Source organism: Mesorhizobium sp. B2-4-12, from assembly GCF_006441575.1.
Lineage (GTDB): Bacteria > Pseudomonadota > Alphaproteobacteria > Rhizobiales > Rhizobiaceae > Mesorhizobium.
In genome coordinates, this window is sequence record NZ_VFVC01000021.1 from 1 (window position 1) to 13,911 (window position 13,911).

Sequence of the window (13,911 nt, forward strand, 5' to 3'; positions counted from 1 at the left end):
GCTGGCCGACGGCAGCTACCAGGTGACCGCCGACGTTTCCGATGTCGCCGGCAACCCGGCGACGCAGGCGACGCATTCGCTCGCCGTCGACGAGACCGCGCCGACCATCACGATCAGCCAGATCGCCGGCGACGATATCCTCAACGCGCTGGAAGCCCAGTCGCCGCTCGCGATCAGCGGCACCACCTCCGGCGTCGACGACGGCCAGCACGTCACCGTCAGCCTCAACGGCCACAGCTACGACGCCGTCGTCACCAGCAACGCCTGGACCGCGACCGTTCCGGCCGCCGCTCTCACCCACATCGCGCTGGCCGACGGCAGCTACCAGGTGACCGCCGACGTTTCCGATGTCGCCGGCAACCCGGCGACGCAGGCGACGCATTCGCTCGCCGTCGACGAGACCGCGCCGACCATCACGATCAGCCAGATCGCCGGCGACGATATCCTCAACGCGCTGGAAGCCCAGTCGCCGCTCGCGATCAGCGGCACCACCTCCGGCGTCGACGACGGCCAGCACGTCACCGTCAGCCTCAACGGCCACAGCTACGACGCCGTCGTCACCAGCAACGCCTGGACCGCGACCGTTCCGGCCGCCGCTCTCACCCACATCGCGCTGGCCGACGGCAGCTACCAGGTGACCGCCGACGTTTCCGATGTCGCCGGCAACCCGGCGACGCAGGCGACGCATTCGCTCGCCGTCGACGAGACCGCGCCGACCATCAGCAGCGAAGCGATCACCAGCGCGACGGGGATCCAGAACAGCTATCTGAACGCCGGCGACGTGGTGAGCGTGACGGTGGCGCTCAGCGAGAGCGTGACGGTCACGGGTACGCCGCAGCTGGCGCTCAACATCGGTGGTACCACGGTGCAGGCCAACTACTCGTCGGGCAGCGGCAGCAGCTCGCTGGTGTTCACCTACACCACCCAGTCGGGTCAGGCCGATACCAACGGCATCAGCGTCGACGCCAACGCGCTCAGCCTGAACAGCGGCACGATCAAGGATGCGGCGGGCAACAGCGCGACCTTGACGGCCACCTCGGTGACCGACAACGCCAGCTACAAGGTGGATACAACCGCGCCGACGATTGCGATCACGAGCCCGATCGCGGGCGACAACACCGTCAACAAGACCGAGGCGGCGGCGGGCTTCACGATCAGCGGCACCGCCTCGGATGGCGGTTCCGGCGTGAACGGCCGGGTTGCAACGATCACGATCGTCGACGGCTCGAACAACGTGAAGGACACCTATACGTCGACTGTGTCGAGCGGGGTCTGGTCGGTCAACGTCAGTGCGACCGATGCGCAGGCGTTGGCCGACGGCGGCTACACGGTCAAGGCCAATGTCGCGGACGCGGCAGGCAACGCCGCGACGACGGCAACCCAGGCGATCTCGGTCGATGAGAGCGCTCCGACTGTCAGCAGCGAAGCGATCACCAGCGCGACCGGGATCCAGAACAGCTATCTGAACGCCGGCGACGTGGTGAGCGTGACGGTGGCGCTCAGCGAGAGCGTGACGGTCACGGGCACGCCGCAGCTGGCGCTCAACATCGGTGGTACCACGGTGCAGGCCAACTACTCGTCGGGCAGCGGCAGCAGCTCGCTGGTGTTCACCTACACCACCCAGTCGGGCCAGACCGATACCAACGGCATCAGCATAGACGCCAACGCGCTCAGCCTGAACGGCGGCACGATCAAGGATGCGGCCGGCAACAGCGCGACCTTGACGGCCACCTCGGTGACCGACAACGCCAGCTACAAGGTGGATACAAGTGCGCCAAGCGTCGCAAAGACGAGCTATAGCCCCAGTGCCAAGACCTTGGGTGGGACTTACAGCGACGCTGGGTCTGGTGTACTTTCGATTACTATTTCAGATACTGAGCATCCTGCGGCCAATGGTACGGCAACACTGAACGCTGGAAACTGGAGCTACACTAACTCGAATTTGGCGAATAATGACCACTTGACGATCGTAGCAACCGATGCTGCGGGGAATAAAACCACCATTACACCGCAGGCTCCCGCCGGCACATCTGGAAACCCTATCTATTTGGGATTGACGAACCCAACTGAAAATTATGGATCAATCGAGGTAACCGTTTCGGGGGTGCCAGCCGGTTGGACTCTCAACGGAGCTGTTCATAACGCGGATGGCTCCTGGTCAATCGCCACTATCGATGTCGGATCTCTAAGCGTCACCACGCCCGCCGACTACGTCGGAGCTGCAGTACTCAATGTGGCCGAGACGTGGACCAACACGGACGGTACAACAGGTACGACAATCGTGGCGGACAACGTCGAGGCCTATGCGCCGGGCTCGCCGATCTTCGCCTGGTCCGGTGACGACGTGCTGACCGGCTCTCTTGGCAACGACCTTTTCGTCTTCTCGCAGCCAATCGGCAACGACATGGTGCATAGCTTCGACGCGGCCGCGGACAAGATCGACCTGATCGGCTATTCCGGCTTCCAGAGCTTCGCCGACGTCCAGGCCCACATGGCCGACGACGGCAACGGCAATGCGGTGATCACGCTCGGCGACGGACAGTCGATCACGCTGGACGGCATCCACTCGAATGCGCTCACGGACGGCAATTTCGTCTTCGACCAGACGCCTGTGGTCAATAACGCCGGCACCATGACGATCGGCGACGGCGCCATGCTGCCGCTGAGCGGCACGATCAACAACAGCGGGCTCATCTCGCTCGACTCTGCAGGTAGCGACACGCTGCTGCAGCTCATTCAGCACGGCATCACCCTGCAGGGCGGAGGGCAGATCGTCCTGTCCGACAGCGACTCGAACATTATCTCCGGCACTGGCGCGGACGTCACCCTGACCAATGTCGACAATACCATCTCCGGCGCGGGCCAACTGGGCGGCGGCCTGTTGTCCCTGAACAACCAGGGGACGATCATCGCCACCGGCACCCACGCGCTGGTCATCGACACGGGCGCCAACACCACCGTCAACTCGGGAACGCTGGAAGCGACGGGTTCCGGCGGCCTGATGATCACCGGCACGCTCGCCAATTCCGGGCTGCTCTGGGCCAATGGCGGCAACATCACGATCGAGGGCCAGGTCACGGGCACAGGCGAAGCCACGATTGGCAACCTGTCGAAGCTGGAATTCGGCGCAGCCTCATCGACGGATGTGACCTTCGCGCAGAATGCCGCTGGCACGCTGCAACTCGATGATTCCTTCGACTTCAGCGGCAGGGTTGGCGGCATCACCAACGACGATAAGATCGACCTCGGCGACATCCTGTTCGGCGCTGGAACGTCCGCGGCCTATCAGGCGGACTCGAACGGCAGTGGAGGGACGTTGACCGTGACGGACGGCGCTCACAATGCCACGCTTCACCTCCTCGGCATCTTCGATGCGCATAACTTCACGCTTGTCGACGACGGGGCCGGCAGGACGGTGGTTCAGTATGGCCTGACGGCGAGCGGTGTCATAGCGTGAACCTGAAGGTGAGCCGCAAACACACGCGGCTCACCTTCGGTCGGAGGGTCGCAGATTCAGCTTACGAATTAACGTTTACGGCAGGAAAAAGAACCGACCGGGTAGCCGTCTGAAGGATCTGGAGTAACATCGGTTCTGCGCGTGCAATTGGACAGGGGGCGGTTCTCCGCTGGGTCATTGAGTCTGAACAGCAAAAGCAAGATCGTAAAGGACGCGCTGCTGGCGTGCCGCCACTATTTCCTGGTCGCGGCAGGGTTCAGCCTAGCGATCAACCTGCTCTACCTGGCCTCGCCGCTCTATATGCTGCAGGTCTATGATCGGGTGGTCACCAGCGGCAGCGAAACGACGCTGCTGATGCTTACGATCGTGCTGCTGGCGGCCTTCCTTGCGCTAGCCGGCCTCGATCTGGTGCGCGCCAGGATCCTGACCCGCGCCAGCGCACGCCTCGACCGGTTGCTTTCTGCGAAGGTCGTCGCCAACTCGCTCGAAGCCTCCTCGCCGGGCTCATCGCAGAGCCAGCCGATCCGCGACTTCGACACGTTCCGGCAGGTCATTACCGGCAGCGGTGTCCATGCGCTGCTCGACCTGCCCTGGTCGCCCATCTACATCGCCATCATATTCTTGCTGCATCCCTGGCTGGGATTCTTCGCGCTCGGCTCATCGCTGTTGCTTGTTGCAATGGCGGTAAGCAACGAATATCTGGTGCGCGGGCCGCTTAAGCAGGCCAACGACCTGGCAACCGCCAACTACGCCTTCACCGAAATGAGCCTCAGGAACGCGGAAGTCGTCCGCGCCATGGGCATGCTCGACGGCCTCATCCGCCGCTGGGAACGCGATCGACACCTGGCGCTTCGGCGTCAGGCGGACGCCAGCGACCGCGCCGCCTTGATGTCCGGACTGATCCGGTTTCTTCGGCTGACCATGCAGTCGCTCATCCTCGGCCTTGGCGCCTATCTGGTCATCGAACGGCAAACCAGCGCCGGTTCCATTTTCGCGGCAAGCCTTCTTCTGGGCCGGGGTCTCCAGCCCGTCGAGCAGATCGTCGGCGTGTGGCGCAGCCTTGTCCTGGCGCGCGGTGCGCTGGCGAGGGTTCGCAAGCTGGTCGATAGCGATACGCGCAACGACCGTTCGTTCAATCTGCCGAAGCCAACAGGCAAGATCTCGGTTGAGCAGGTGAGCTACGCGCTGCCCAGCCTGCAGAAGATTCTGCTGCGGGACATCTCGTTCCGGCTCGAGGCCGGCGAGGCGCTCGGAATCATCGGCCCCTCGGGCGCGGGCAAATCCACCCTCGCACGACACCTGGCTGGCGTCATGCAGCCCAGTCGTGGAACCGTCAGACTGGACGGCGCCGACATGACGCACTGGGGTCGCGACGCGCTCGGCGACCATATCGGCTACCTGCCGCAGGACATCGAGCTCTTCTCCGACACGGTCGCCGCCAACATCGGGCGCTTCAAGACCAATGTCGACCAGGAGGTGATCGAGGCCGCCCGCTTGGCCGGGGTGCATGACATGATCATCCGCCTCCCGCAGGGTTACGAGACGCAGATCGGCGAGGGCGGCGCCGTTCTGTCGGGCGGCTACCGGCAGCGTATTGCGCTTGCGCGGGCGGTGTTTGGAACGCCGAACCTGATCATTCTCGACGAGCCGAGCTCCAATCTCGACGCGGACGGCGACCGCGCGCTGAGCGAATGCGCGATTGAGCTCAAGCGCCGCGGCAGCACAGTGATCATCGTGTCGCACCGGCCCTCGACGATCGCGAATGTCGACAAAATCCTTCTGTTACGTGACGGCGCCGTCGAAGCCTTCGGCATGCGGAACGAGATCGTGGCGCTGCTCAACCAGCGCGCGGCTCCGATCGGAGTGGCAACGCAATGAGCCGGGTCAGGAGAGATCGTTGAGCGATGGCGCCTTCATATATCGCAGCCTGCCTGGCGAAACCGGCCCCACCGCCTCGGATTCGATTAAGGCGCCGACTCTCGTAGGCCTTTTGATCATCGTTGCCTTTTTCGGCATTTTCGGCGGCTGGGCCGCCATTGCGCCGCTGAACGGCGCGGTGCTCGCGGACGCGGTCGTCAAGGTGGAGGGGAACCGCAAGAGCGTCCAGCACTTCGATGGCGGCACGGTGAAGGAGATACACGTCAAGGACGGCGACATCGTCAAGACCGGCGACATATTGCTGGTGCTGGACGACACGAAGAACCGGTCCGAGTTCAACCTCTATTCCCAGCAATATGCTTTGTTACGCGCGACGGATGCCCGCATCCGCGCGGAGCTGGACGGCAAGGAGGCGGTCGCTTTCCCGAAGGACGTCACGGTCGAGCATCAGGTGTTTCTGCAGGACGCGATGGCCAGCCAGATCGCCGATCTCGAAAACCAGCGCGCCTCGATGGCAGGCGCCCGACAGATTCTGCAGAAGCGTATCGCAGAACTCGATGAGCAGATCGACGGCAAGCAGGGGCGCGTCGAATCCTATCGCGCGCAGCTCAAATCAACCGCCGACGAGAAGGTGGACCTCAATAAGCTGCTGAAGGCCGGGCTGACGACGCGCACGCGCATCCTTGAGCTCGACCGCTCCGCGTCCGAACTGCAGGGCCTGATCGACCAGGCTCTCGGCGAGATCGCGGGGAATCGCCAGAACAAGGCCGAGCTCGAGAGCCAGATCGCACAGCTTACCAACGAACGGCGCGCCAAGCTCTCGGCAATGCTGATCGACACGCAATCGCAATTGACAGATCTTGTGCCCAAAATGTTTGCGAGTCATGCCGCCGTGGATCGCGCCGTGGTCCGCGCGCCCTATGACGGCCAGGTGATGAACCTCAGCGTCTTTTCAACCGGCGCAGTCGTTGCCCCCGGGCAGACGATCCTCGACATCGTGCCGACGCGGAACTCGCTGGTCGTCCAGGCGCAGGTTCGCGTCGAGGACATATCAAGCCTGCGATCCGACATGATGGCGGAAGTGCGATTTACATCTTACAAGCAGCGTTCCATACCGGTCATCCACGGACGCGTCACCCGTATTTCGGCGGATCGCGTCACCGACAGCAAAACCGGATTCCCCTACTACGTTGCCGATGTTGTGGTCGATCCGGCCGAACTGGCCGCAGCCCCGCAGATCGCGCTCTATCCGGGGATGCCGGCCTCGGTGATGATCGTTACCGAGGAGCGCACCGCTCTCGACTATATCCTGAGCCCGCTTCTTGCGTCGGTTCATTCCTCCTTCCGCCAGAAGTAAAGTGTGCTGCGCCAAGTCTTGTCGTGCGCTCTCACAATCCCAATCCCCGCTCCATCACGAGCGATACCGGTTAAGTGCTGTCCAATGCGCCTGTCGAGGGTCGGCTGCCAAGGCACTAGCTGGAAGCCCACTCCGCCGTCGATCATGGCAAAGCGGCCGGAGGCGGGTCGGCGCCGGCAAGCCGGCCGCTGACATATTCCCCGGGGCTTGGCTTGAATGAAGCTCAGCCCGCGCTCGGCCGCCATCCGACGGCCGACGCGGGCGATCTCGGCCTGTTCAAGGCGTTGGAGCAGGTCGCGCGGGGCGCGGACGCCGCCCTCGGCCGATCGGGTGACGTAGCCCATATCGATGAGGCTTTGCCGGCGTCGGTCGAGGCATGCGGCCACCTCCCGGCCGAAGCCTGCCTGTGCCAGCGAGGTCCGGTTTGGCGAGGCCAGTTCCGGGTCGAGCCAAGTCGCGCCGTCGCTTGTCACCTGGCTGTCGAGGTCGAGGAAGGAAAGCGTACGGACAATGAAGTCCTTGCCGTGGCTGCGGGTGTCGTAGGTAGCACCGCGATCGGCGATGTCGCTCGGGATCTTCCAATGGTCGGCATTGAGGCGCTCGACAATGCTGGCGCGCCGCAACGCTTCGAGCCGCGCACGTGCGCGGATGGACCAATTCGCCTGTTGAGCAGAAACGAATGCACTTCTTATCATGCTCGATCGCCAGTACGCTGATCGCCGTGGCGGAGCAAACGCGGGTGAGAACAGGAGCGCGCAGCCGTTCCCGTCGCCGACGTCAGATTTAGCGCGACGTGCATCTGTGATCGAGGAGGCGCTCGCCCGCCTTTTCCCAATTCGCCAAAATGTAGAAGCCCGGCCTCGCATCAGCGAGCGTTGCACCGGCGACGATGACATTTAAGTGAGACATGGCGCGTTGCCCGTGAGGCAATCCAGCAACAACAAGGCCGATTACGTTGGCAGTTCGCAGATCAGGCTCGTCGAGCGCCATTATCCAATAGGGACGCCGCTTCAATATCACAGGAAACGGTTGCCAAGGCGCGCCTGTCTTCGGACCGTTCAGAGCGAGCGTCGTTTCTACCGATTTCGACAAGCAATCGACGTGGATGTGTAACTGGTCCTGAGACCGCTCGTTCCGAGAATTGACTGCCAGGCCTATGGCCGATCGTGGCAGGCGACGTCCAAGTTGCGCTTCAACTTTCCGTCGCGCCTCCCATGCCGCGCTCCAAAGCTGGGCGCCGGCAATGGATTGGGCAAGTGGGCTCTCCAAGCCCGCAACCGCCGAAATTGGGGTCAGCACAAACTCGGTTCGGTGCAGCGGTGATTTGATGAGGGCCGATCCAAACGTCCCATCCTTGGGCAGGGTCACCTCCTCGCAGGGAAAGGCTGTCCCGAGACGTACAGTTGTGAGGGCGCAGGTCTGCACCGTCTCCCACAATACCTTTCGTTTGAAGGAAGCGTAGGCGGCGGTAGCTGACACTGCGACCAGCAATGTCATCATTAGCCGAAGCCCCCTATTCCCGCCGAAGGCCGCCATTGCTTATCAAAACCTGTGCCGATCAGGCGAGCATCTCTGAACCGTGGCCCAGGTCATCATACGATCGCAGGGCGCGTGGGGTGAATTTGATGCTGGCCCGGCTTTGCTGACTTGGCCGCACCAGGGGCACCTTGCGCACGATGAAGCGGTCTTGATCTCGCGCGGATCATTAGGGTCGTCGCGTGGCTCGATCGAAATGTGCGGCACTTCATGATCGAGATGGATGACGCCTAAGTGGAGGTTGGCGAGTTCGCTTGGCCTGGCACCCGTTTCCGCAAAGGCAAGCACGATACCGCGTGCCTCGTCATTGAGCGTCGCCAGCGCGCCAGGTGCAAATATCTTGTCGCGAATCCAGTCGGTTGGAAATGGAGGCCGAGAGCGGTCAGGGTCTTGCTCTTCGCGGCGTCTTCCCATGTCTTGAACGTACCATTTGTAGCACAATAGGTAGCACAAAAGTTCAAAACGGGGCAATGCCCTCGTCAAAATCGGAGGATTTATCCAATGAAATCAGCCACATAGAGGGATGCGCCGATGGTACCGTTGGCTGGGATCGAACCAGCGACCTCCGGATCCACAATCCGGCGCTCTAACCAGCTGAGCTACAACGGCACACTTGCCTGAACAAATCTCTGCAGGAACCCCGTCCCACTTGATCCGCTCTGTCGTTCGGCGATGCGTCCTTACGGGCTTATGGATTTTAATTCAAGGCTTTTGCAAAGCAAAGACCACTTCCCCACAGCGGCACTACGTGCACAAGGCAAAGAAAAAGGCCGGCGGGAGGAGGTGCCGGCCTTTTCCTGTTACGAGCCAGCGGGAGGAGGTGCTGGCTGGTCACCCGGAGGTGGAGGGAGGAGGTTCCACCCGCCGGGTATTCGTTGATGGCTGCCATCATACGCTTGATCATATCCGGGGAAATGCGTCCTTTCGTTGCATTTTCCGATCAGGTGCAAATATTAGGCAGCCTTAATGTCCTTCACGGCCTTCTCGAAGGCGGTCTTGATCGGCTTGGAGACGTCCTCGGCCGCTTTGGAGGCGACGGCCTGGAAGTCCTTGGCCTGCTCGACGGTCATCTCGACGCGCTTGCGCAGGAAGGCGGTCTGCAGCTCGACGACTTCCGACAGCGACTTGGCGCCAATCAGGGCTTCGAGGTGCGAAAAGCCGGCTTCGGCGTTGGCGCGCAGCGCGGCGATGGTCTTGAGCGACAGGTCGCTCGAAACGGTCTTGGCGGTCTCGTAGGTCGACTCCAGGGCTTTCTGGGTCTCCTCGGCGCCGGTCTTGAGCTTGGCATAGGCCTCTTTCGACTGCTCAACGCCCTTTTCGGCGAAAGCGCGCATCTGGTCGGTGGCCTTGGAAGCGTCGAAGCTCGGGAATTCAACGTTTTCGATCGTCTCGGCGGTCTTGGTCCTGGACATTTTCCATCCTTTTTCAGCGGCAGCGGCTTTGACAGAAAGCCGTCTCGTTCATCTATGATGGCAATATAAAGGCATTTTTTGTGCATTGCAATATCTTTGTTGCACTGCACAAAAAGATTCTTTCGGCCGTTAACCAAAAGCCCAAATTCCAGCCTTTGCACGTTCTGGCTTGTGGACCTTCGCGCCACCGGCTTTTATTAACAAAGCGTTAACTGCAAATTCGCCGCTCCGTGAGGGTCCGCCAAGCGCATGCCGTCCGAATACTCCTTCCTCGACGTCGCCGTGCTCGACGCGGTCCGCGAGCGGTTTGCCGCCGGCGACGCGATCACTATTCTGTCGGTCGACCTGGAGCAGGTGATCTGGGCCAATGGCCCGGGCGCAGCCGTGTTCGGCTACCCCGAAATCGAGGCGATCATCGGCGCCTCGGCGCGGCTGCCGCTGATCGCCCGCCGCCAGGTGATGGCGACCAGCGGCTTTCCTGAGATCGGCAGCGATCGCGCCATCATGGTGCGGCTGGCAACCGGCATGACCAGCCGCGCCGTCGGCTTTCTTGCAAGTGCCGTGACGCTGCCCGATGACGAAAAGGCGATCATGCTGGTGGTGCCGGCGGGACAGACAGGCTCGCGAAGTGTTGCCGAGATCGCCAGCCGGGCGATCAGTGGCTTCACCGAAGACGGTCATTTCATCGCCTTCGTCGACGCCAAGGGCAATGTCGAGGCGGCCTCGGAAGGGTTTTCCGCGCTTGGCATCCAGCCCGCGACGCTGGCGGCCCTGGTGGCCGATGTGGCTGCCGAGGGCGACCGCATCGTCAAGCGCCTGGTTCCGGGCAGCAGGGCCTCCTACCCGGCAGGCCTTGCCCGGCTGACGCCGGAGCGGCATCTGCTGGTAGTGATCGACGAGGATCGGCTCGAGGACGCCGACGTCGCAGACGGAACGCCGGCGCACGAGCCTTCCGACGCGGCGGCGGGTGCCCCCGCCGTGCAATCCCGGCCAGATCCGAACAAGGAGCCGGCGGCGGATCCACAGGCAGAAGCGGCCAGGCAGGAACCCACCTCTTCTGAAGCCGTCACCGAAGGCGCCCCGAAGCCGACCGACGTTGCGGGCCCGGCCGGACCGGTGGCGGCAAACAGCGACCAGCCGGCGACCGGCGGCACGTCTCCACAGCACGATCATTGGTACTTCCATGCGGGCGAGGACGATCATCGGCCCGAGTCCGCCACGCCGGCCCCGGAGACCGGGACCAGACAGGCCGTCGCCGGAGCTTCGGGGGAAAGGAACGGGCCGGACGGCGTCCTGGCCACCTTCCCTTCCGCCTCGACCGCAACCCCGGCCGCCCGCACGATAGGCCGTTCGGCGGTGCCGATGCGCTTCGTCTGGCGCACCGACGCCGAGGGCAGGTTCAGCGCGCTGTCGCCGGAATTCGCAGACATTGTCGGCAAGCCCGCCGCCGATGTGATCGGCCGGCGCTTCAGGGATGTCGCGGCGGCCTTCGGCCTCGACGCGTCGGGCGAGATCGCCGGCCTCCTGGAGCGGCGCGATACGTGGTCGGGCCGTTCCGTGCTGTGGCCAGTCGTCGGCACCGACATGAAGATCCCCGTCGATCTGGCGGCTTTGCCGGTCTATGGCCGCAGCCGCGCCTTCGAAGGCTTCCGCGGCTTCGGCGTTGCCCGTAGTGGCGACGCGGTCGTCGATCCGGAAGCGATCGGCATGGCGCTGGTGCCCAATGGCGAGACGCAGGCTGCGCCAGAACCGCCAGCCGCCGAACCTGCCGCCGAGGAACCGAAGGCCGAGGAGCCCAACGCGGCGGATCCGTTCAAGGGCGAGGTGCCGGCGCTGACCATCGTGCCAAAACCGGAGCGGCGCTTCGCCGACAAGGTCATCCGGTTGGCCGAACACCGGCAGCCAGCCAACGATAAGGGATTGTCGACGCTGGAGCGAAGCGCCTTCCGCGAGATCGGCGAACGGCTGAGGAAGGACAGTTCGCCGGCCGAGCCTCCGCAAGCGGAAAAGCCCGGCACGGATGAAGCGGCGGCCAAGGCGCCCGCTGAACCCCCGGCCGAAATAGCTGAGGTCCCGAAGCCGGAGGCCGAAGCGCCGGCCATGGCGGCAGGCGAGGTTGCGTCGACCCCCGATACAGAACCGGCCGAGCCATCCGAGACCGATGCCGGGGATCAAGAGGACTTGACACGGCTTGACGGTGCGCAACCAGACGAGGCAGCGCATAGGGAGCCCGCCAGCAGCTTGTCCAATCAAGCAGGCTCGCTGCTTGACTATGCCGGCCGGGGTCACGAAGCCGGCCCTGTCGCGGACAATAGCGACCAGCCACGGGTTTCCGACCCAGCGGCGGAACCAAGGACCGCCGAGATTCTCGCGACCGGCGGCGAACCGATCATTGCCAAAGCCGATGCTGTCGACGATGACAGCATGACGGCGGCCGATTTTCGCGACGCCGAAGACAATGAGGATTGGGCCGACGGCGAGGAAGCCGCCATGGCCGATGAGCGGGCCGTTGCGCCCGCCGATGCAACCGAAAGCGCAAGCGGCGCCGCCGAGAGCCCGGCTGAACGGCCACGCCTGCAGGTGCCGCCGCTCAAAGCCAGTGGGTTCTTGCCGTCCGCCTTTTCCGTCGGAGACGAAAGCAAGGCTCCTGATACCTTGTTGCTCGGCAAGCTGCCGGTGCCCCTGCTCATCCATTCGGGTGACCAGTTGCACTATGCCAACGAGGAGTTCCTGAACCTGACCGGTTACGCCGCGCTCGAGGACCTTGAGGATGCCGGCGGCCTGGGCGCGCTGTTTGCCGATCCCTATGCGGATGACGGCGCCTCCGACGGCAGTGACCATGCGCTCCGGCTAAGGACGCGCGACGGACACGAATTCCCGATCGACGCCATCCTGCGCTCGGTTCCCTGGCGCGACGGCAAGGCACTGATGCTGGTCGTACGCCGTTCCGGCGAGGACGAAGCGCCGGCGGCCCTGCACGTGGTCGGCGAGCAACAGACGCAGCCCGACATTTCCGAGCTCAAGGCACGCATCGCCGAGATGCGCACCATCATCGACACCGCCACCGACGGCGTCGTGCTGATCGGCAGCGACGGCACCATCCGCTCGATCAGCCGCCCGGCCGAGGCGCTGTTCGGCTTTGATAGCGACGAGGTGACCGGCAAACCGTTCGCCTCGCTGTTTGCCATCGAAAGCCAGCGCGCGGCGCGCGACTATCTCAGCGGACTGTCCGAGCCCGGCGTGGCGAGCGTCCTGAACGACGGCCGCGAGGTGATCGGGCGCGAGGCGCAGGGCCGCTTCATCCCGCTGTTCATGACCATCGGCCGGTTGCCCAACGACAGCGGCTTCTGTGCCGTCGTGCGCGACATCACGCAGTGGAAGCGGGCCGAAGAGGATCTCACCCAGGCGCGTGCGGTGGCCGAGCGCGCCTCCTCGCAGAAGACCGACTTCCTCGCCCGCATCAGCCACGAGATCCGCACACCGCTCAACGCCATCATCGGCTTTTCAGAACTGATGGTCGACGAGAAGTTCGGGCCGGTCGCCAATGACCGCTACCGCGACTATCTGCGCGACATCAACCGCTCGGGCAATCATGTGCTTGATCTGGTTAACGACCTCCTGGATATCTCCAAGATCGAGGCCGGCCAGCAGGAGATGGCCTACGAGGCCGTTTCGCTCAACGACACGCTGGCCGAGACGGTGGCTATGATGCAGCCGCAGGCCAACCGCGAACGCGTCATCATCCGCTCCAGCTTCGCCTCTCGGCTGCCGGAAGTGGTGGCGGACCTGCGCAGCGTGCGCCAGATCGCGCTCAACATCCTGTCGAACGCCATCCGCTACACTCAGGCTGGCGGCCAGGTGATCGTCTCGACCGCCTACGAGACCTCGGGCGACGTCGTGATGCGGGTGCGCGACACCGGCATCGGCATGAGCCCGGCCGAGATCGAGCAGGCGCTGAAACCGTTCAAGCAGATCAACGCCCTGAAGCGTGGCCGCGGCGACGGCACCGGCCTTGGCCTGCCGCTGACCAAGGCGATGGTGGAAGCGAACCGCGCCCGCTTCACCATCAATTCGACGCCTGGCGAAGGCACGCTGGTGGAGGTCGCTTTCCCGTCGACCCGGGTGCTGGCGGAGTAGCAAATCCAAAAGAAAAGGCGCCCTGGAGGACGCCTTAAGGATTGGATTGCTGTCACAACGGGGGCTTGAGCGAATTCAGATCCTCTGGGGCCGAGGAACGGGATTTCTCCCTCAAGTTAGGTGCGACTATCGGC

At 63.6% G+C, this 13,911-nt stretch carries 7 protein-coding genes, 1 tRNA gene and 1 pseudogene; 4 read left to right on the forward strand and 5 right to left on the reverse strand.

What is annotated here, in order from left to right:
- The first annotated feature begins 22 nt into the window (after positions 1 to 22).
- The 3 genes from FJ934_RS14420 to FJ934_RS14430 all read left to right on the forward strand — a co-directional run bounded on the left by FJ934_RS14420 (position 23) and on the right by FJ934_RS14430 (position 6,692).
- Positions 23 to 3,457 carry an Ig-like domain-containing protein gene (locus tag FJ934_RS14420; RefSeq protein ID WP_181165620.1) on the forward strand — a complete coding sequence of 1,145 codons (3,435 nt, stop codon included), beginning with the start codon at positions 23 to 25 and terminating at the stop codon, positions 3,455 to 3,457.
- 183 nt (positions 3,458 to 3,640) lie between these two features.
- Complete coding sequence (locus tag FJ934_RS14425) at positions 3,641 to 5,335, forward strand: type I secretion system permease/ATPase (protein ID WP_140610353.1); 1,695 nt, start codon at positions 3,641 to 3,643, stop codon at positions 5,333 to 5,335.
- Positions 5,336 to 5,354: 19 nt separating this feature from the next.
- Positions 5,355 to 6,692 carry an HlyD family type I secretion periplasmic adaptor subunit gene (locus FJ934_RS14430; RefSeq protein WP_140610283.1) on the forward strand — a complete coding sequence of 446 codons (1,338 nt, stop codon included), beginning with the start codon at positions 5,355 to 5,357 and terminating at the stop codon, positions 6,690 to 6,692.
- Here FJ934_RS14430 and FJ934_RS14435 read toward each other — a convergent pair.
- The 5 genes and pseudogenes from FJ934_RS14435 to FJ934_RS14455 form a co-directional block, all read right to left on the reverse strand.
- On the reverse strand, positions 6,668 to 7,387 hold the full coding sequence (locus FJ934_RS14435) for a DUF3363 domain-containing protein (protein ID WP_181165621.1): 720 nt from the start codon (positions 7,385 to 7,387) through the stop codon (positions 6,668 to 6,670). The genes FJ934_RS14430 and FJ934_RS14435 overlap by 25 nt on opposite strands.
- An 88-nt stretch (positions 7,388 to 7,475) precedes the next feature.
- The gene (locus FJ934_RS14440; protein WP_181165622.1) at positions 7,476 to 8,192 is read right to left on the reverse strand and encodes a CDP-diacylglycerol diphosphatase; all 717 of its coding nucleotides are present in this window, start codon (positions 8,190 to 8,192) and stop codon (positions 7,476 to 7,478) included.
- Positions 8,193 to 8,366: 174 nt separating this feature from the next.
- Positions 8,367 to 8,609, reverse strand: a pseudogene (locus FJ934_RS28395) (integrase); the annotation flags it as partial.
- Between the two features lie 151 nt (positions 8,610 to 8,760).
- A tRNA-His gene (locus FJ934_RS14450) sits at positions 8,761 to 8,837 on the reverse strand.
- A 344-nt stretch (positions 8,838 to 9,181) separates the two neighbouring features.
- The gene (locus tag FJ934_RS14455) at positions 9,182 to 9,640 is read right to left on the reverse strand and encodes a phasin (RefSeq protein WP_140610286.1); all 459 of its coding nucleotides are present in this window, start codon (positions 9,638 to 9,640) and stop codon (positions 9,182 to 9,184) included.
- A gap of 249 nt (positions 9,641 to 9,889) precedes the next feature.
- On the opposite strand from FJ934_RS14455, the gene FJ934_RS14460 reads away from it, so the two are divergent.
- Positions 9,890 to 13,777 (forward strand): PAS domain S-box protein, encoded by a 3,888-nt coding sequence (locus FJ934_RS14460; RefSeq protein ID WP_140610287.1) that lies wholly within the window; start codon positions 9,890 to 9,892, stop codon positions 13,775 to 13,777.
- Positions 13,778 to 13,911: the final 134 nt, after the last annotated feature.